Here is a 19,604-nt window from a genome sequence, read left to right on the forward strand (position 1 = left end):
TCGATCAGCCGGCCGCTTCCACTGCTTTTTTGTAGAGCGACTTCCTCGGTTTGGCAAAAACACGTCTTACCATCGGCTCAAAAAACTCCAGCGGTAATGTTTCCCCTTTCTCGTCAAATGCCGGCGCATCGTATTTGGACACAAATTCGATGGTGCGCTCGTAGTAAGGGTGATCCCGGTATTGCTCGCGCAGGTTGCGGTCCATGCCCAGGTGATGGAAGAAGTAGTACCCCTGGAAAATCGCGTGATGCTTGATCATCCAGTGGTTCTCTTCACTGACGAAGGGCTCGAGGATAACCGCTGCCACATCTGCATGGTTAAAACTGCCGAGGGTATCGCCGATATCGTGCAGGAGCGCGCAGACCACATACTCCTCATCCTTGCCGTCGCGATGGGCCAGGGTGGCTGTCTGCAGGCAGTGAGTCAGGCGGTCTACCGGGAAGCCACCACAGTCACCCTCGAGCAGTTTCAGGTGTGCGAGTATCCGCGCTGGCAGGTCACGCGCGAAGGGTCCAAAGGCATCCGCAATCGCCTTCCAGTCCTCGGCCGTGCCGTTTTCCATATGGGTGAACTGCGCTTGTTTTTCTGCAATATCTTCCATGGCAGGCTCCTCAATCCCGGTAACTGGGGTCGATACGATCGAGCTTGCGCAGCAGCCCGGGCCAGGCCAGCAATCCGCCCTGGCTACTGGTGACCCTGTCCGCTTCGCTCTGGATTTTGTCGATGATCTGTTGGGGGACCGCTGTCAGTGGCTGGTTGCCGGCCAGGGCCGCCACCTGGATCTCACAGGCCCGCTGCAGGATGAACATTCCGAGGAATGCGTCCGCCACTGTCGGTGCACAGGTGAGTAGGCCGTGGTTACGCAAGATCATAAAGCGAGCCTGACCGAGATCGGCAACCAGGCGCGCCTTTTCATCCTCACGCACGGCGATGCCCTCGTAATCGTGGTAAGCGAGACTCGCCAGCGGAAACAGTGACTGCTGCGATAGCGGCAGAAGCCCTTCGCTCTGTGCCGATACCGCAACGCCCTCAACGGTATGCGTATGCATCACACACTGCGCATCTTCCCGCGCATCATGGATGGCGCTATGAATGGTGAAACCGGCGGGGTTGACCGGGAAGGGACTGTCATCCACTTTCTCGCCGTGCAGGTTGATCTTGACCAGACTGGACGCGGTGATTTCGTCGAACATCGCACCAAACGGATTGATCAGGAAGTGATGCTCCGGGCCGGGAATCCGCACGGACAGGTGGGTAAAAATCAGGTCGTCCCAACCGTAGTAGGCGATCAGCCGATACGCGGCCGCCAGATCCACGCGTAACTGCCACTCCGCGTCGCTGACCCGGCCCTTCAGGCTGGGCCCTGAATCCAAAGATATCTGCATGGGGTGTCCCTCTCGCTGTAACTCGGTCTTTATGGTTATGTTTCAATGACCCCAGCATTCTAAAAACAGGCAGGTCATTCTGACTGTCAACTCGTTTACACTTGGCCGATGATTGAACCCCTACAGATCCTTCGCACATGCCCGCTGCTCAGCGGATTGCCAGATGACGCGCTGCGTGAACTGGTACCCCTGGCGCGCAGTCAGCGCTATGGCGCCGAGGAGGCCATCTACCCGCCGGGCGCGATGCAGAGCCAGCTATCCATCGTGGCAGAGGGAAGGGTGCGGATCTGCTCCAGCAACGCCGATGGACGGGAAGCGACCCTGGCGATTCTGGACACCGGAGCCTGGTTTGGTGACACCGTCTTCTCGCCGGATGCTCCCAGGGTGTTCGGCGCCACGGCCCATGACGACTGCCTGATCCTCGATATTCCCGGTGAAGCCCTGCGCGCAATATTGCAACGATATCCGGAAGGCTATCCGGTGGCGCTGGATCTGGTGAGCCGCAGGCTCTGGTCGGTCATGTCGATTCTTCAGGACGATGTGTTGCGCGGCACTGAGGCACGCATCGGTCGCAGGCTCTTGTTTCTCGCCCAGATGCATAACAACAGTACTGGGGAAGATGGCGCCACAAGTTTCCGCCTTACCCGCGAACTGATCGCCAATATGATGGGGATGACCCGGCAGGGAGTGCACCGGGTACTGAAAAACATCGAAGCCCAGGGCCTGGTCGAATTCGCATACGGCCGGGTGTGCATTCCGGATCCCGTACGGCTACAGGCCTATATCGAGACTCTGGATTAAATTGTCCGGGTGACCGATAAGAGATAGCCCAGTTAAAGGAACAGTTTCAAGGAACGACGGCAAAGAACTTGCCGATCCAATAGGCAGCACAAAGATCAACATCTTCCGCGTAGGTAGCGACAGCACCGCACTGGCTGGCGCCCTGGCCGGGATCGACGGCAACGGCATGCCCAAGGCCTTCGATGGTCACCGCCTCCACTCTCGCCAGATCGGTGCCGAATACAACATGGGTATGGCCGGCCAGATCTTTGCGCTGCCCCTCGGCATCATCGATACCCAGAACATTTGTCCACTGCTTGACCTGTGCGGCCTGGCTGGAGGGGAAAATAATGCTGTCCTGACCACCATGCCAGATCTGCACTCTGGGTCGACGTCCGCCATACCCGGGGTAACCACTGCGAACCAGTTCCCCTAATGTCTGTCCTTCCAATAGTTTTTTGCCATGACTGCAGGGGCCGAGGTCCTGAAGTATCGTCGCGCACTTAAAAGGAAAGCTGGACATCGGCGCACCAGCGGCGAAAAGATCTGGGTAAGCCGCCAACATCACATTCGCGAGGTGCCCGCCTGAAGACATACCCGTGATGGAGACCCTCTCCGGTGAGAGGTCGTAATGCTCCAGCATGTAGTCCACCATTTGTCTGACCGACAATGGTTCGCCTTTTCCGCGCTCCTGATGTGCCGGCTCCCAGGTCCGAAAACAGCCGCCGAGGGGCTCATTGGCTTTTGACGTCTGGGGAAACAGCAACGCAAACTGATAGCGATCCGCAAGAGCCGGCCACCCGGACATATCGGCAAACATTTGCGCACTCTGGATACAGCCGTGGGCTACCACCACCAGTGGCGCACCGGCGGGAAGATCCTCCGGGACATACCGGAACATCTGCAGATTGCCCGGATTGGAGCCGAACTCATCGACCTCCAACAGCCTGTCCGCGGCAGCATGAACTAGCTGCCAGCTACCGAAAAAGGCAAGCAACCCCAAAATTCGAATGATCATGCTGACCTTCACCAGTCCCTCCGGAAGCCTGTTACTTTCTGCCTGAGTTGGCGCACTTTTATCCAGCTACATCAACTCCCTGCGCCATGAACTTGCGTCACCCGATTAAACCAACAACCGGAAAGGGTTTTCCAGCAATTGCACAACAGATTGCAGGAACTCTGCCGCTGGTGCGCCATCAAGAACCCGATGATCCCAGGTAAGGGACAGATTCATTTTCTTCGCCTTCACCGGAGTATCCCCTTCCCACTCGACGCCATCATAGATGCGGTTAACACCCAGGATACCAACCTGGGGCTCATTCAGGATGGGGGTAAAGGAATCCACTCCATACATACCCAGGGTGCTCACCGTAAACGTGCCTCCGGCAAATGCATCCGGGGGGAGGGTTCCGTTGCGCGCATAGGAAGCGAGGCGTTTTGACTCCATGGCAACCTGGCCGACGGTCAGCTGGTTCACGTCTCGCAAGACAGGCACCACAAGACCGTCCTGAACCGATACCGCCATGCCGATATTGACCGAGGGTGAAACCCAGATGTGGTCATCCCGCCACTGGCTGTTCATCATCGGGTACTTCGCCAGCGCCTTGGCGACCGCCTTCATGATCAGGTCGGTATAGGAAGGGCGTATTCCCTCCTCCTGCCACTCATCCAACAACAGTGAGCGCAACTTGACCAGTTCATCCACCCTCGCTTCCATGGTCATCGTCAGCTGGGCGGTATTCTGCAGGCTTGATGACATGCGTCGCGCGATGGTGCGGCGCATATTGGTGAGCGGTATCTTTTGTCCGGACACTTCATCCGGTGTCACAACCGATGCAGGGTCAGGTGATGTGCCCGTCCTCGACGCTGCTGTAGCGACCGGCTGACCTTTAACAGATACGGACGCTCGCGTTTCCTGTTCTGCGGCCGCTCGCATAACGTCCGACTTGATGACCCGGCCTCGCGGACCGGAACCCTTGATAGCCGTGTAATCAACACCCTGCTCGCGGGCGAGCTTGCGTGCGGCAGGTGTCGACCGGACCCGGTCTACCGCGATTTCATAATCGGCGGCAACCGAAACTGCGCTGCCTGCCAAGGATCCGGATCCTGAATTTATTTCCGCCGTTGCCTCTTCAACAGCAGGCGCCGGTGCACTCGCCGGGATTTTCTCGTCTTCGGCATAAATATGGGCAACCACCGCGCCGGGATCACTCGCCTGCCCCGCCGGCACCAACTGTTTCAGGATACCCGACACTTCCGCTTCCACGTCGATGTTGACCTTATCGGACTCCAGGGAGTAGAGGCTTTCGCCCTCACGCACCGTGGCTCCATCAGCAACGTACCATTCGGAGATACTGCAGCCCTCGCTGCCGGCCCCAGCGGATACGAGACAGACTTCTGTTGGCATGGATTACCCCATTGACTCGTTCAATGTGCACCCGCCAACGGCGAGTGCGAACTCGAATTATGCGGGGGCAGCACTCACCACCCCGCGTTTCTGTGGTTTAGAACTGCTTGCGCACCGCAAGCTTGAAGGTGCGCCCGTAGGGGCTGGCGATCGAGGGATCGTAGCCCAGTTCCAGGCGCGCCTCGGGCGGGTCGGTGTCGAGGGCATTCAGCACCGCGAAGGTCACGGAGGTGTCCCAGGGATCCAGGGCCACGGTGTAGTTGAGATCAAGGGTCTCGTAGGACTGTACCGGCTGGCCAAAATCGATCAGCTGGCAGCCCGGTGCCGAAGCCGTCTCCACCGTGCAACCGGTAAGGCTGAAGTCGGTCTGAACGACAGTTGGCCCGCGGTCATCGACGACACCGTCGATATAGCTGTAGGTGGCACGCAAGCTGTGGGCTCCGCGATCATACTGGGCGTACACGGCCCCACGCAGCTCCGGCATTGAACCCGGCAGGCGGTTGTAATTGGCAAACCCGGCCGCCTCATAGGCCTCAGAGACCGTCGCTCCGCTGTAGACGAACGCCTCCTGTTCATACTCCATCACATAAGACAGCATGGCGTTCAGCTCCAGACTGCCGCTGGCGATATTCTCGAACACATAATTGGCGCTGGCATCGATGCCTGAAGTCAGGATGGTCGGACCATTGGTGGTATCCGAGCGTACCCGCTGAATGTCGTTGGCCACCGTCACGCCCTGCACGCAGGAATCGTTATCGGCAAAAGTGATCAGTGAACGCAGTGGGCTGGAGCAGTCCACCGGCTGGGTACCGCTGCCAATGCCTGCCACACTGGTGGCAATGACATTCGCCGGCACACTGACGATCTGGTCTTCCAGCTCATAGCTCCAGTAATCCAGGTTGGCGGTAAAGCTGCCCACATTGAACAGAGCGCCGATGTTGTAGGTAAAGGCCTGCTCCGGACCGACGCTCGGGTTGCCGAACTGATCCACGGACTTGAATGCGTTACCTGCCGCCGCAATACCGGTCAAACTGGTATTGCCACCTTCCGAGCGGTTGCCAGGGGTCGGGCCACGGAAGGTGGTGCCGACAGAACCTCGTAAAGCAAAGCCATCATTCAGTTGCCACTTGCCGGAGACCTTCGGGTTTGTGGTGGATCCGGTCTGACCACCGTAGTCCTCGAACCGTACCGCCGCCTGCACATTGATCGCATCACTGAGAGGCAGGTTGAGCTCGGCAAATGCCGCGTAGACATCCTCCTCAAGCCGCGAGGGCACTGTCTGCCCCTGGAACAGGAAGGGCCCTGTCGCGAACTGGCAGCTCATATCGCCCGGCGTCGGACAGGGCGTGATCAGCGCATTGGAGTTGTCATTAAGCGGATCATACTGATAGTCCAGGCCACGATACTGGGCGCCGACCGCGTAGGCGACCTCACCACCGGAGAGGCTCAGTCCGGTATCACCGCTAACCACCCCATCGACTACCCAGTAATCGGAAACCGACCGCTGCAACACATCATCGAACAGCCAGGCACTCAGCTCTGAACCATTGGCATTCGCCGAAACATAACCCGGGTTCACTTCACCGGTGGCCGGGTTTGAGGCCACAGCATTCGAGAAGGGATTGAAATATTCACAGCCGTTGGCCCCGGCCACGGCACCGGAACAGTTCGGGCCACCAAATCCGTTCAGGGCACTTTGCAAACGGTTGATCAGGATATCCGGCGTGCGCGCAAACGCCTCGTCCCGTACATAGGTGGTACTCAGGCTCCAGTCGAGACTATCGCTGAACTCACCTTCGAGGCCCGCTGAAACGCGCGTAACTTCATAGCTACGCTCCGATTTTGCGCCGCCGGCACCGCCATCTGTCGGATTGCCGCTCAGCGCGAACGGGCGCCAGAATGTCATGGAGATCAGACTGGTATCTGCAATCTGGCCCGCGGAGTAACCGGCCTGCTCGAGCGCAGTCACAGCACCGGGGTTAGAAATCGGGGTAGAAAAAACACCGACACTGCCTGGCCCAAACGGTCCCTGTAGGGGCGGGTAACTCGGTGAGGAACGAAGGCCGGGCGTTTCATTCGAGGCATAGAGGGTTTCGAAGTGGAAGCGCGTTGTTTCGCTGAGGTCAAAATTGGCCTCGGCAAATACCTGGTAGCGCTCTTCCTCTTCTACCAGGTTCAGCGATTCCCCATAAGACCAGTAGCAGACCGGATAAAACAGGAAATAGCCGTCCTCACCACCGAGCGAACTACAGTTGGCGTCACGGGTCAGACCGGGACCACTTGACCCGAAGGAAGCGTTCAGCGGCCAATAAATACCGGGATTGCCCAGTGTGGAATAAGGCGTTGGGTTGACATTGCGGGGCTGGTTAGCCCAATCGCGTTCAAGGACTGAGAGTTCTGAGCGGTGCTGGTAGCCCGCGGAAAGCAGGATATTGCCATTTTCGCCCTGCCAACCGTAAGCTGCCGATATGGCAGTATCGCCGTCTGAGCCATCGACCGCCCGGTAATCCGCCGAGACATCGACACCTTCAAACCCAGAGCGGGTAACAAAGTTGGCCACACCGCCAATGGCGTCTGAACCATAGGTAGCTGCAGCGCCGTCTTTGAGGATTTCCACTCGATCAATCGCGCCCAGCGGCAGCATATTGGTATCAACCTGGCCATATTGGATGCGTTTTCCATTCAGCAGAACGAGCGTGCGCTCTGGCCCCAGACCCCGCAGGTTGATAGAGCCACCGCCGATTCGATTCTGGTTGGCACTACGGAACTGATTGGTATCACCGAGTACCGGCCCGGTCATGGTCAGTGACTTGACGATGTCCAGAACGGTCGGTGAACCGCGTTGTTTCAGTTCCTCCGCATCAATCACGGTGACTGGCAGAGCGGCATCTTCCGGGGTACCACTGATATAGGAACCGGTTACCGTAACCTCTTCAAGTTCTCCGGCGGGCGTTGAGTTTTCGGCAGCAAATGCCGGCAAGACCATTGATCCCGCCATACTGATCGCCAGAGCCAGTTTATTCTTATACATGCGCTGAGTCATTGGAGTCCCTCGCCTGTTATGGTTTCCATAATTGTTTTAATACTGGTTACAACTACTGCGTCACCGCTTTCTTCTTACATCGCTTTTCGGGCCGGGTAACAGTGCGACTAACTGCACCAGCCAATCCAGAACCCCAATAACTCAACCGGCTTATCGCGCTTCGGGATTTATTTTTTTTAACCGAAATACTTTCTTGCCAGGCGCAGGATCAGCACACCTCCTGCATTTCGATACTGCGCTCCGATAACAATTGCCGCAGGCCAGCTGAAACTTCCGTGCGCCCGGCACAGGCGGCAGCTTCCAGCACTTTCGACACACTGGGGCTCGCTTCACCGCCGTGCACCCGCAGAACCGGGGCGTCCAACAGATCGAAACAACGCTGCTGGATTTCACCGGCGAGATGAGCGCCGATCGAGGTACCGATGCTGCCCTGCTCGACAATCAAGACATTTCCAGTACGGGCCACCGAGGCTTCAATGGTCTGCCAGTCGATACCCGCACGGTCCAGAGATCTCAGGTCGATCACGTCCGCATCGATACCGAGTTGCTCCACCTCATCGAGCACCACCTTTACCATCGAGAGATAGGTCAGCACTGTCATGGCATTGCCATGACGCACGGTTTTTGCCTTGCCAAGAGGAATGCAGTAATCCAGGTCATCAACGGGTGCGGGACCTCGTGAGCTGTAGAGGTCGACGTGCTCGATCACTAGTACCGGATCCTTGCAGCGCAGGGCACTGTTCATCAGCCCGACATAGTCGTAGGGCGTTGATGGCGCTACGATGCGCCAGCCCACTGAAGTGGCAAAGATGCCCGCTGGGTCCATACTGTGCTGGGAGCCGTAGCCGGTACCCATGGCGACTTTGGTACGCAACACCAATGGCACATTGTCATCACCGCCAAACATGTGCCGGGCCTTGGCGATCTGGTTGAATACCTGGTCTGCGGCAACCCACATAAAGTCGGGATACATAAATTCGACCACCGGCAAAAAGCGGCCATCCACGGCCATGCCACCAGCCAGCCCAACAAAAGCATTTTCGGAAATTGGTGTGCCCAGCACCCGGTCGGGGAAGAGATCACTCAGGCCACGGGTAGCACCATTGGTGCCGCCCTTGAGGCGGTGCACATCCTCACCCATTACCACCACTCGCTCGTCTTGCTCCATGCGGCGACGCATAACGTCCGCCACCACATCGACAAAGCGCTGCTCTTTCAGTTCACCGCCGAACTGCTCAGCTTCACAAAACCTTGCATCGCCAAATTCCGACAGGTCGCCGCGGATGCCGAAATCCCGAAAATCTGTCGACGGCCACAGCGTCGGCCGAATACGACGCTTGCCCTTCTCGTCTTCGACCAGGGCTGCGACGGTGTCATCGAGTAGTTTGTGGCAGCGCTGCTCGAGCTCGGTTCTCTCTTCATCACGGAGCAACCCTCGCTCCGACATCTTTGCCGCTATCAGGTCGATCGGATCCCGATCTTTCCACGCTTTTTCTTCCTTCTTGGAGCGATAGCCAAATGCACTGCCTGGCAGCGGGCCGCTCTGGTGGAAGTAGCGATAGACTTCAGCCTCGATAATCGTCGGGCCCTTACCCGCCCGCATATGTGCCAATGCTTCCTGGGTCGCCATGTGTACTGCCAGCGGATCCATACCGTCGACCTTCCAGGCCGGGATTCCGAATGCAGCACCACGGGACGATAGACGTGTTTCAGCGGTGGACTCTCCCACCGTAGTGGACACAGCGTATCCATTGTTTTCGACAAAAAAGCAGATGGGTAATGACCAGGCAGCGGCCAGATTCATGGCCTCGAGCACCGAACCGATATTGATGGCGCCATCGCCAAAGAAAGTAAACGCGGCATCGCCAGTGCCGGCTCGTTTATGCGCCCAGGCAGAACCGGCCGCAAATGGCACCCCACCGCCCACGATCGCATTGGTACCCAGGTTGCCGGCTTCCGCCCAGCGCAGGTGCATGGAACCGCCCCGCCCCTTACAGAAGCCCTCTGAAAGCCCCATGATTTCCGCCAGTGTCCGCCGCACCAGATGAGCCACGCTGGGATCGAATGCGCCCTGCACAGGTAGCCCATCGGGCTGGATAAATTGCAGCGATTTGGCCAGAAACTGGTGGTGAGCCCGATGAGAGCCGTTGATGGTGTCGGAGCCACGCATAGCAGTCATTGCACCTACAGCCCCGCCCTCTTGACCGATGGCAGAGTGCGCCGGGCCGTGAACGAGCCCCTCACTGGCCAGGGAGAGCACTTTCTCCTCGAAAGTGCGGATCAACTGCATGGAGGTAAGCATCGAGCCCAGTAAAACCGGCTCTGCCTGCTGCCAGTCCTCACTGCTTGTCTTGAGTTCGAGCCAGGGAACTTCGGCCGTGATGTTGTTTTCGATTGGCATACTTTCAGTCCGTTGCTTCTACGACAGAACTAATCCGGGATTTGCCCTTGAGCCAACCCATATGGCGGGCTGCAAGGAAGTAATGGAAGGCGGCCCAGAGGAACACAGCCAGCATCACGACGATGCCGTACCGTGTTCCGTAAGCAGTGGCATCGTGGCAGGCGGTGGCCAGCGCAGCCGACGCATCCGCCGGAGCCACACCGCCGGGACAGCTGGCGACAAAGTCGGACATGCCGGCGGCGATGAACTGCCACTCGGTGGCCTTATCGATCAGCAAGCCGGCCACATAAGGCCCAAGCCCCAGGCCGACCAGATTGACTGCCACAAAGAAAAGGGCCGTGGCGGTAGCACGCATGCGCGCCGTCGCCAGGTTGTGCATGACGCCCAGGGTCGGGCCAATATAGGCATAGTGGAACAGCCCCGGCAGGAGCATCATCCACATCGAAAAGACCCAGGTCTCCCGCGTAAAGGCATAGGCGTAGGCAGGGGCGGCGATCAGCAGACCGATAGCGGGCAGCAGCGCGTACCAGCTCAGATGGCGCTTGCCCGCCCAGTCACTGAGCACACCGCCGAGAATGGTGCCAACACCAGCAGATAAGCCGCCGATCAGACCGAAAGCCAAGCCCAGCTGGGCGTAGCCGAGGTCAAACATACGGATGAAATAAACCTGCGAGAATGTGCCAGTGCCGTAGCCGACAAAACCTACCAGCGTCGCGCCGATGGTGATATGCAGAAAGGCCGGATTGCCAAACAGGTGGGCGGCGGTTTCGCGAATACTTGGTGCCGGTTCTGCTGCGGCAGAGGTATCCTGGTCTGCCGCGCCGCGCTGTGGCTCGCGGGCAACCAGCACAAATACCAGAGCCAGCAGCACTCCCGGGAGCCCCACTACCATCATGGCCACACGCCAGTTGAAGTGCTCGGTTAACCAGCCACCACTCACAGCACCCACCATCACCCCGAGCGGAATGCCGATGGAATAGATCGCGAGTGCGGTAGCGCGCTTCTTGGATCCATAAAGATCAGAAATCAACGAGTGGGCAGGAGGTGTACAACCCGCTTCACCGATTCCCACGCCCACCCGCATCAGGAATATCTGTACAAAGTTCTGGGCGGCACCACACAGCGCGGTCATGGTGGACCAGATAACAAGGCAGACGGCGATCAGGGAAACCCGGTTTACCCGCTCAGAGAGGCGGGCCAGCGGAATCCCAAGCGCGGTGTAGAAAAGTGCGAAAGCCAGCCCCTGAAGCAGGCCGAGCTGCGCATCAGTAATCTGCAAGTCGACCTTGATTGCCTGGCCCAGGGTGGCGAGGATCGTTCGGTCGACAAAATTACAGGTGTAAATCAGGACCAGCAGCCCCAGCACTAGCCTGCGCCGACGCCCACTGTAGGCCATGAGATGCTCGCCGGGGGCTTCGCCCGCAATGGCTGCCCCAGCATTATTTTCAAAGGAAATCGCACTCTTCATAAGTGGCGCCCCTGATATGTGGCGGTGCGAGCAATGGGAATGCCCACCCACCTTTTGTTATTTTTTACGCTCTCATCATCGCCCCGCAGTCGAAACTGAGAGGCCTGGCTCTGGTACCGAGTGACGTGTCACCGCCAGTCGACTCCGGCCACGATCAAAAGTCTCGCACTCAACGGGCCCCTGTCAAGCAATTGGATACAATTTTCTTAGAATCGCTTGATAACGACCGAAAACTTCGCTTGAATCTAGTCAAAACCGCCCGATTGGATACAATGAGCAACAAGAAGATGGATGAGGCGACAGGAGAGGCACGTTTGTCCGGGCTGCCCGGATTGCGCGGCATGGAGCACGTGGGCATTACCGTACCGGACCTGGAGGAAGCCACCAGGTTCTTCGTGGAGGTGATTGGCTGTGAGGTTTTCTACGATATCGGGCCAATCAGTGACGAACAGGGAGACTGGATGTTGCGGCAGCTCAATGTGCCGCCACGAACGCGAATTCACAAACTGCGATTCTTCCGCTGCGGCCATGGATCCAATTTCGAACTGTTCGAGTACGAGGCACCCGAACAGCGACAGGAACCGCCACGCAATTGTGATATCGGCGGCCACCACCTAGCCTTCTATGTCGACGATTTCGATGCGGCGCTGGAGCACCTGAGGGCTCACGGTGTAACCGTTCTGGGCGAGCCCACCGTGAGGGATAGCGGCCCCAGTGCCGGACAAACGTGGGTATATTTTTTATCCCCCTGGGGAATGCAGCTTGAGCTGGTCAGTTTTCCGGAGGGCAAGGGCTATGAGAAACTCACTGAGCGCCGACTCTGGCACCCGGCGTATCCTGAGCAGTAATCCGACAAATTGGCAGACTTTGCCATCTGGCACCCGGGGAATAGCCGGAAACCGCCAGCGCCCCGGGGAGGGGTAACTATGGAAAACGCAACACCGACACGCCGCGGGCGCAAGCCAGCTGACAGCGCTCCGGCCAGCCACCGGGTGGCGGAACAAATTCGGGAATTAATTCTGTCTTCCGAACTTCCACCGGGCAGCCGTATCTCCCAAGAATCCCTAGCCGAACGTTTCGGCACCAGCCGTATTCCAGTCCGGGACGCCCTCAATCGACTCGAGAGCGACGGGCTGGTAGTGCTCAAGCCCAGCAGTGGTGCCTGGGTAGCGAAGCTGGACCTGGATGAGTGCATTGAAATTTACAAGATCCGCGAGTGTATCGAGCCCCTTGCGCTGAGCGAATCGGTCCAGCACATCACCGACGACGACGTGGAGCTGCTGCAACGGCTCGTAGATCAAATGAGCAGCACTGACAACATCGAGGACTTTCTCCGGCTCGATCGGGACTTCCATCTTGCCAGCTACCGCACTTCGAATATGCCTCAGCTGAATGCAATGGTGGAGCGATTCTGGAACACAACACAGCAATATCGCCGCGCATTCACCAACATCATTGGCAGCGAAGGGGCCTGGATTATTCACGCCGAACACAAGCTGATGGTCGAGGCAATTCGGCGTCGCGACGGTGAGGGTGCCGGACGTATTTTACGAGAGCATATCCGGCGCACACGCCAGAAGCTGGAACAGAATTCAGAGATCTTCCAAGACTGACAAAGCCGGGGGCACCATGATCACAGAGCGCATTCTCGATCCAGGTTTTGAACCATTGCGCGATCGATTCGCTGCGCACTTCGAGCGCGACGACGAATTCCGCGAACTGGGAGCAGCTCTTGTGGTTTATGAGCACGGCAGAAAAGTCGTGGATCTGGTCGGTGGCCACCTGGATTACGAACGAACGGTTCCCTGGACCGCGACCAGCCTGGTGAACATCTGGTCGGCCAGCAAAGTGGCAATGGCGGTCGCCATTGCCCAACTGGTGGACAGAGGGCTCGCCCGTTACGATCAGCGCGTAGCGCACTACTGGCCGGAGTTCGGGCAGAATGGCAAAAAGGATATCTCCCTGGAGCAGGTCCTTTCCCACCGTGCCGGCCTGAATGGATTTCAGGAACCAACCTCAGCCTCGGACCTTTACGACTGGGAACTCATTGTCGACCGACTGGCTCGCCAGAGTCCCCTCTGGACTCCGGACACCACCGCCTCCTATCACGGCATGACATTCGGCTGGCTCACCGGTGAAATCATCCGGCGCATCACCGGTCAAACACCAAGGGACTATATTGCGGAAAACATCGCCAGCCCGCTCGCTGCAGACCTGCACCTTGGTGTGCCGACTGGACGCGAAGCTGATATTGCAGAAATTATTCCGCCGGAAGCTGATCGCAACCCACCGACATTCAACGACATTGCCAGCCACTGCATTCAGAACCCGACGCCTTCCGCCCCTGCGGCCAATCAGCGTGCCTGGCAACAGGCACAGATCCCGGCCGTCAATGTGCATGCCAGCGCGGACGGCCTTGCGAGACTCTATGGTGCGCTGGCCTCACGGGCAGGCATGGGTGGCACCCACCTGCTGTCGCCGGGCGCTGTTGCGGCCATGACCAGACCACGGGGCCCGGCGTGGGACGAAATGTTGGGGACGCGGCAATGGGGCGCGGGAGTGGCACTGAATACCGGCGGCCTGTATGGCCCCGATGCGGGCGCCTTTGGCCACAGCGGCTGGGGCGGCAGTTTTGGCTGCGCAGACCCGGCAACTGGCCGAGGCATCGCCTATCTGGTGAACCGTATGGGCTCAGCACTCAATGGCGATCCGCGGGCACAGGCAATCGTGGAGCTGGCTACGGCCACAGGCCGCGTTCGCCCGGCGACGGCAACGACCGGCTAGCATAGCTTCAGCCGTCACCGGCTGACCGTGCGAAACCTGAAAAGAAAAGCCCCGCATCGCGGGGCTTTTTAGTTTGGGTAACTGCGGTTTTGATACGCGCAAGTAGCAGCGCACAGAACCAGTATCAACTGGCCTCGGAGAGTCCCGCTGCAACGGCAGCATCGGACTTTTTCTGCGAGGGAATCACGCGACGCCCGTAGGCGGCAAGCAGGAAACCGATGGGGAACATCAGCACGCCATAGATGGCCGAGGGTACCGACATCTCGCTGGAATGCAGCAGAGTCAGGGTGACCATCAGGCCCAGGGTGCCATTCTTGATGCCGAGTTCAGTTGCGACCGCCAGCGCCTGTGGGCGCGTGAGTCCGCAGGCGCGACTGGAAAGCATACCCAGGGCGACACCGAAGAGGTTGAGCAGGATCGCGGACGGACCGGCCAGAATCATCAGCTCCACGAAGCGATCGCGAATACCATAAACCAGCGCCACCACCAGCACTGCCAGTACAAGGCCACCAAAAATACTTACGGCCCCCTCTGCGCGATGAGCCAGCTTCGGTAGCCAGGCCCGGATCGCCATACCAATCATCACCGGCAGCAAGACGATGGCCGAGAGCATCAGAACAGTCCGGCCAAACGGCAGCACGATTTCCCGCTCGGCACCCATGTAGAGCTGCAAGGCAAAGTTGGTGAACACCGGCAGGCTCATGACGGTAATCAGGCTGGCGGAAACCGTCAGTACAATGGATAGCGCCACATTGCCGCGCGCCAACAGCGTAAACAGGTTGGAGGTGGTACCACCGGGGCAGGCGGCGATGATCACCAGGCCAACGGCAATCGCCGGCGGCAGGCTGAGCAGCCAACACAGTGCAAAAGCAATGCCCGGCATGACCACAATCTGTGCGACCGTGCCGACAATCAGCCCAACGGGTTTCACCGTGACCTGGTGAAAGTCCCGCGCGCTCAGCGTCATGCCGATACCAATCATGATGATGAACAGAGAGATCGGCAGACCGATCGAGATCAATGGACCTGATTCCACGGGAGGCTCCTCTCATTATCTCTTTATTATTGTGCTTGCGTTAACCAACGCTTTGGCAAACCCTAGCACAGGCACGAAGGGCGCGTCGCTTTTTTGCGTACCCGCCAATGGCAACAGGAAACCGGCTTCGACAACGCAAGTCCATGAGTACTTACTCTTCCAGCGTCAAACCAGACCACTGGGCCAACCTGCTCTGGACTTTGAGCGCACCGCACATCGTGCGCGACTGCGGCCTGCCGCTGTTACCGGTTGAGCGTCAGATCACCCTGAGGGACTTCTTCGATTCTGGAGAAACCCGGGCGCGCCTGGCACCAAAACTTGATCAATTCCTCGCCGAGCATGTGGCCAGACGGCTGGGCATTTATTTTGAGCATCTATGGTCCTTTGCCTTCAGCCACCACCCCCACTACCGACTGCTGTCCCGTAACCTGCCTCTCCGCCAGGAGGGGCGCACCCTGGGTGAGCTGGATTTCCTCGTGCAATACCTGCCCGAGGACTGCACCGAGCACTGGGAGGTGGCGGTGAAGTTCTACCTGCAGGTGGACGCCAGGCACTGGGTGGGCCCGGGACTCCGCGATCGGCTCGACACCAAACTGGCCCGCATGCGGGACCACCAACTCCCGGTTGCCAGGACTGACCTGGCCAGGACCACGCTGGCGCGCCAATCGCTGCAGGTATCGCGACAATGGGCAGTGATCCCCGGCCGGCTGTTCCGGCCTATCGTGGCGCCGCCGCCACTGCCTGCGGAGATCAACCCCGCCCTTTGCGAGTTCTGGTGGGCGACACCGGACGACTTCAGCGCACACTTCCACGATGGCGACTGGTACTGGGGCCAGCTACCCAAGCAGGCCTGGCTGGACAATCACCACTATCGGATGGAAAACCGCATGCGTGCCGGCCAGATCGCAACCGCGTTTCACACCGATCAACCCCGGCGCCCCTGGTGTGTTGCCGCACAAAATGAAGGGCGCGAGGTGAGCCGGGGCTTTATTGTGCCCGCAGACTGGCACCAGCGAGCCCTGTCTGCGCTCTCCCCGCAGGAACCCGACAGAGGTTAGCGCCCGCATCCCCCAGGTCCCGAGGGCGGGGAAAGCAGCTTTCGACTCAAATTCCAACCGCTACCTTTGCACTGCGCCCTCCCTATCCTTCCCGTCCCCTACACTTTTCTGTTCAAACTGATTGACAGGCAAAGCCTGATATTTACAATTTTCAGAAATTTCTGAAACTTCAAAAGAAAATGGAACTACCCGGTCAAACCAGGGCCTTTGTGCTGCACTTCGGCGAGATGGGCAGCCGCTGGGGATTCAACCGCACCGTTGGTCAGATGCTGGCGCTGCTGACAGTCCACAGCGAACCACTGAATGCAGAACAGCTGGCCGAGGCGCTCCACGTGAGCCGCGGCAACGTCAGCATGGGGTTGAAAGAGCTGCAGGCATGGCGCCTGGTGGAGCTCCGCCACAAACCCGGTGACCGCAAGGATTACTTCACCGCCGCCGGCTCTATCTGGGAGATGGCGCGCACGGTTTTCGAAGAGCGACGCAAGCGTGAGCTGGACCCGACTCTGTCTCTACTCCGTCAGTTGCTCCTGAACGAGCCAGACAACGAGCGGGAGGCAGAAGCGCAGGCCAAAATGCGCGAAGTCTACGACCTGCTCGAACTCCTGGACCAGTTCGCCAATACCCTGAGCCGCCTCGATGAGCGTGACCTGCTAAAACTGATGAAACTGGGGTCGGGCATTACGCGGCTGCTTGAGCTCCGGGAGAAAGTGAAGGGAGGTAGCGCCAGTAAGAGCGATCGCTAAGGCCTGGGGCGTTCAATTCCAGTCCACCACGGGAAAGCCAATCGCTAATTACAGAGGTTCCCATGCTCGATACCCTGATGCTGTCGAGAATGCAGTTCGCAGCCAATATCAGCTTCCACATCCTGTTCCCCACCATCACCATTGCGCTGGGCTGGATTCTTTTCTATTTCAAACTGCGCCATGACCAGACGGACAATCCAATCTGGATGCGTGCCTACCGCTTCTGGGTCAAAGTCTTTGCGCTCACCTTCGCGCTGGGTGTTGTCAGCGGTATCACCATGTCGTTCCAGTTCGGCACCAACTGGCCGGGCTATATGGAGACGGTGGGCAATATCGCCGGGCCCCTGCTCGGCTATGAGGTGCTCACCGCGTTCTTTCTCGAGGCCACCTTCCTCGGCATCATGCTGTTCGGCATCAATCGTGTGCCCAGCAAGGTACATACGCTCTCGGCATTTATCGTCGCCGTCGGCACCACCCTTTCGGCATTCTGGATTCTGTCCCTGAACTCCTGGATGCAGACACCCACTGGTTTTGAAATGCGCGACGGAGTCGCCCATGCCACCAGCTGGATGGAAGTCATTTTCAATCCTTCCTTCCCCTATCGATTTACCCACATGCTGATTGCGTCCGGATTGACCGCGGCCTTCTTTGTCGCCGGCCTGTCGGCCTACCGGATTCTGAAGGGCGACCACAAGCAGGCGCCACGACTGGCACTGAAGACCGGCCTGGTGATGGCGGCAGTGCTCGCGCCAATTCAGGCTTATGTGGGCGACCTGCACGGCCTCAATACGCTGGAACATCAGCCGCAGAAAATCGCCGCCATGGAAGGCGTCTGGGAGACCGAGCGCGGCGCTCCACTGCTGCTATTCGCAATTCCGGATGAGGAACAGCGCACCAACCATTTCGAGATCGCTATCCCCCACCTGGCGAGTCTGATCCTCACCCACGACGCTGATGGCGAAATCGTCGGGCTCAATGAGTTCAAAGACGACCATCCCCCGGTCAAACCAATCTTTTTTGGCTTCCGGATCATGGTCGGCATGGGGTTACTGATGATTGCCGTGGCCTGGGTCGGTTGCTATTACCTGCGCCGCCGCGGCGAACTACCCGAATGGATGCTCAAAGTCGTAGTGGGTATGACTTTCTCCGGCTGGGTTGCCACCCTGGCGGGCTGGTATGTCACCGAGATCGGCCGACAGCCCTGGCTGGTGACCGGCATTCTCACCACTGCCGATGCGGTCACTCCGGTGGCGCCGGCTAACGTGGGCTTCTCCCTCGCCCTGTATCTCACCATTTACGTGATTCTGATGTGGGCTTATATCCACACTCTGCGGGTCATGGCACGCAAGGCCGTCGAAGTGGAGGAGTTCGAGACCACCACACCGCAGAAGGAAGGCACCATCACCAACCTGCCCGGCGCTACCCAGGAGGGACAGGCATGACTGTGGAATCCATGACTTTCAATGAATGGCTGCCGGTCATCTTTATCGGCATCATGGGCCTCGCCGTGCTGATCTACGCCGTACTGGATGGCTATGACCTGGGTGTCGGCATCCTGCTGCCCATGCAGAATGAGGATGAATCGCAGCGCGATACCATGATCGCCTCCATTGGCCCGTTCTGGGACGCCAACGAAACCTGGCTGGTACTCGCCATCGGCATCCTGCTCATCGCCTTTCCCATCGCCCTGAGCCAGATCATGCTGAGCCTGTATATCCCCGTGGCTATCATGCTGATCGGACTCATTATGCGCGGGGTTGCCTTCGACTTTCGCGCCAAGGCGGCCGTGGATCACAAGCTCACCTGGGATCGGGTGTTCAAGAGCGGCTCACTGCTGACAACCCTGTCGCAGGGTTACATGCTCGGCCAATACGTCATGGGCTTCGAGAGCGGCTGGCAGGCACAAATGTTTTCCCTGCTCAGCGCCCTCGGCGTCACTGCGGCCTACAGCTACATTGGCGCTGCGTGGCTGGTGATGAAGACCGAATCGGACCTGCAGAAGCGGGCCATAGCCTGGACCAAAAGGGCCGGGCGGGCGACATTACTCGGCGTGCTGGCGGTATCGCTGGTAAACCCACTGGTGAACCCGGGGGTTTTCGACCGCTGGTTTACCTACCCCCTGGTGATGTTCGTGCTGTTGATTCCCACCCTGACTTTTGCCGGGTTCGTGGTGAATGATCGCCTGCTTAGTCGGCTGCCGAAGGAAAATGACCGGCACTGCCGGGTGCCCTTCTTCATTACCGTGGGCATCTTCCTGTTGTGTTTTTCCGGCCTGGCATTCAGCTTCTTCCCGGAAATCGTGCCCGGCAAGCTGGACATCTGGGAGGCTGCCAGCGCACCGGAATCCCTGACCTTCATCCTCGTAGGCGCAGCCATCGTAGTGCCCTTGATTCTCGCCTACACCGCCTTCTCCTACTATGTGTTCTGGGGCAAGGCGACCGAATTGAAGTATCACTGATTTGGCCGTGGGCACTACCGTCTGCAGAAATAAAAAGGGAG

General features: G+C 58.7%; 16 protein-coding genes. 8 read left to right on the forward strand and 8 right to left on the reverse strand.

The annotated features are described in order from the left end of the window. Window positions 1-4: 4 nt before the first annotated feature. Both AUP74_RS01135 and AUP74_RS01140 read right to left on the reverse strand, forming a co-directional pair. Window positions 5-601: an HD domain-containing protein gene (locus tag AUP74_RS01135; RefSeq protein ID WP_069945945.1), complete on the reverse strand. Its 597-nt coding sequence runs from the start codon at window positions 599-601 to the stop codon at window positions 5-7. 10 nt (window positions 602-611) lie between these two features. Next, a complete protein-coding gene (locus AUP74_RS01140) occupies window positions 612-1,385 on the reverse strand; it encodes a class II aldolase/adducin family protein (protein WP_069945946.1) in 774 nt (257 codons plus the stop codon). 108 nt (window positions 1,386-1,493) lie between these two features. Here AUP74_RS01140 and AUP74_RS01145 point away from each other — a divergent pair, with 108 nt between their 5' ends. Then, window positions 1,494-2,186 carry a Crp/Fnr family transcriptional regulator gene (locus AUP74_RS01145; RefSeq protein WP_069945947.1) on the forward strand — a complete coding sequence of 231 codons (693 nt, stop codon included), beginning with the start codon at window positions 1,494-1,496 and terminating at the stop codon, window positions 2,184-2,186. A gap of 46 nt (window positions 2,187-2,232) precedes the next feature. Here AUP74_RS01145 and AUP74_RS01150 read toward each other — a convergent pair whose 3' ends face one another. The 5 genes from AUP74_RS01150 to AUP74_RS01170 all read right to left on the reverse strand — a co-directional run bounded on the left by AUP74_RS01150 (window position 2,233) and on the right by AUP74_RS01170 (window position 11,484). After that, window positions 2,233-3,183 (reverse strand): extracellular catalytic domain type 1 short-chain-length polyhydroxyalkanoate depolymerase, encoded by a 951-nt coding sequence (locus tag AUP74_RS01150; protein WP_145924280.1) that lies wholly within the window; start codon window positions 3,181-3,183, stop codon window positions 2,233-2,235. Between the two features lie 105 nt (window positions 3,184-3,288). Further along, on the reverse strand, window positions 3,289-4,572 hold the full coding sequence (locus AUP74_RS01155; protein ID WP_069945949.1) for a dihydrolipoamide acetyltransferase family protein: 1,284 nt from the start codon (window positions 4,570-4,572) through the stop codon (window positions 3,289-3,291). Window positions 4,573-4,669: 97 nt separating this feature from the next. Continuing rightward, window positions 4,670-7,603, reverse strand: coding sequence for a TonB-dependent receptor plug domain-containing protein (locus AUP74_RS01160; RefSeq protein ID WP_158514520.1), 2,934 nt, complete (start codon window positions 7,601-7,603; stop codon window positions 4,670-4,672). 220 nt (window positions 7,604-7,823) lie between these two features. Then, a complete protein-coding gene (locus tag AUP74_RS01165) occupies window positions 7,824-10,016 on the reverse strand; it encodes an alpha-ketoacid dehydrogenase subunit alpha/beta (protein ID WP_069945950.1) in 2,193 nt (730 codons plus the stop codon). 4 nt (window positions 10,017-10,020) lie between these two features. Beyond that, a complete protein-coding gene (locus tag AUP74_RS01170; protein ID WP_226999854.1) occupies window positions 10,021-11,484 on the reverse strand; it encodes a spinster family MFS transporter in 1,464 nt (487 codons plus the stop codon). A gap of 272 nt (window positions 11,485-11,756) precedes the next feature. Between AUP74_RS01170 and AUP74_RS01175 the strand changes: the two genes are divergently transcribed. The 3 genes from AUP74_RS01175 to AUP74_RS01185 all read left to right on the forward strand — a co-directional run bounded on the left by AUP74_RS01175 (window position 11,757) and on the right by AUP74_RS01185 (window position 14,268). Continuing rightward, entirely contained in the window at window positions 11,757-12,332 is a 576-nt protein-coding gene (locus tag AUP74_RS01175; protein ID WP_069945951.1) for a VOC family protein, read from the forward strand. Between the two features lie 78 nt (window positions 12,333-12,410). Then, window positions 12,411-13,097, forward strand: a complete 687-nt coding sequence (locus tag AUP74_RS01180) for a GntR family transcriptional regulator (protein WP_069945952.1) — start codon at window positions 12,411-12,413, stop codon at window positions 13,095-13,097. Window positions 13,098-13,113: 16 nt separating this feature from the next. Beyond that, on the forward strand, window positions 13,114-14,268 hold the full coding sequence (locus tag AUP74_RS01185; protein ID WP_069945953.1) for a serine hydrolase domain-containing protein: 1,155 nt from the start codon (window positions 13,114-13,116) through the stop codon (window positions 14,266-14,268). A 124-nt stretch (window positions 14,269-14,392) separates the two neighbouring features. On the opposite strand, the gene AUP74_RS01190 is transcribed toward AUP74_RS01185, so the two are convergent. Continuing rightward, window positions 14,393-15,304 (reverse strand): bile acid:sodium symporter family protein, encoded by a 912-nt coding sequence (locus tag AUP74_RS01190; RefSeq protein WP_069945954.1) that lies wholly within the window; start codon window positions 15,302-15,304, stop codon window positions 14,393-14,395. Between the two features lie 143 nt (window positions 15,305-15,447). Here AUP74_RS01190 and AUP74_RS01195 point away from each other — a divergent pair, with 143 nt between their 5' ends. The 4 genes from AUP74_RS01195 (at window position 15,448) to cydB (ending at window position 19,563) form a co-directional block, all read left to right on the forward strand. Further along, complete coding sequence (locus AUP74_RS01195; RefSeq protein WP_069945955.1) at window positions 15,448-16,362, forward strand: DUF1853 family protein; 915 nt, start codon at window positions 15,448-15,450, stop codon at window positions 16,360-16,362. 179 nt (window positions 16,363-16,541) lie between these two features. After that, a complete protein-coding gene (locus AUP74_RS01200) occupies window positions 16,542-17,105 on the forward strand; it encodes a GbsR/MarR family transcriptional regulator (RefSeq protein WP_069945956.1) in 564 nt (187 codons plus the stop codon). A 62-nt stretch (window positions 17,106-17,167) separates the two neighbouring features. Beyond that, window positions 17,168-18,547 carry a cytochrome ubiquinol oxidase subunit I gene (locus AUP74_RS01205; RefSeq protein ID WP_069945957.1) on the forward strand — a complete coding sequence of 460 codons (1,380 nt, stop codon included), beginning with the start codon at window positions 17,168-17,170 and terminating at the stop codon, window positions 18,545-18,547. Further along, the gene (gene cydB / locus AUP74_RS01210) at window positions 18,544-19,563 is read left to right on the forward strand and encodes a cytochrome d ubiquinol oxidase subunit II (protein WP_226999855.1); all 1,020 of its coding nucleotides are present in this window, start codon (window positions 18,544-18,546) and stop codon (window positions 19,561-19,563) included. Before AUP74_RS01205 ends, cydB begins: the two co-directional genes overlap by 4 nt. Window positions 19,564-19,604 lie beyond the last annotated feature (41 nt).

The organism is Microbulbifer aggregans (assembly GCF_001750105.1).
Lineage (GTDB): Bacteria > Pseudomonadota > Gammaproteobacteria > Pseudomonadales > Cellvibrionaceae > Microbulbifer > Microbulbifer aggregans.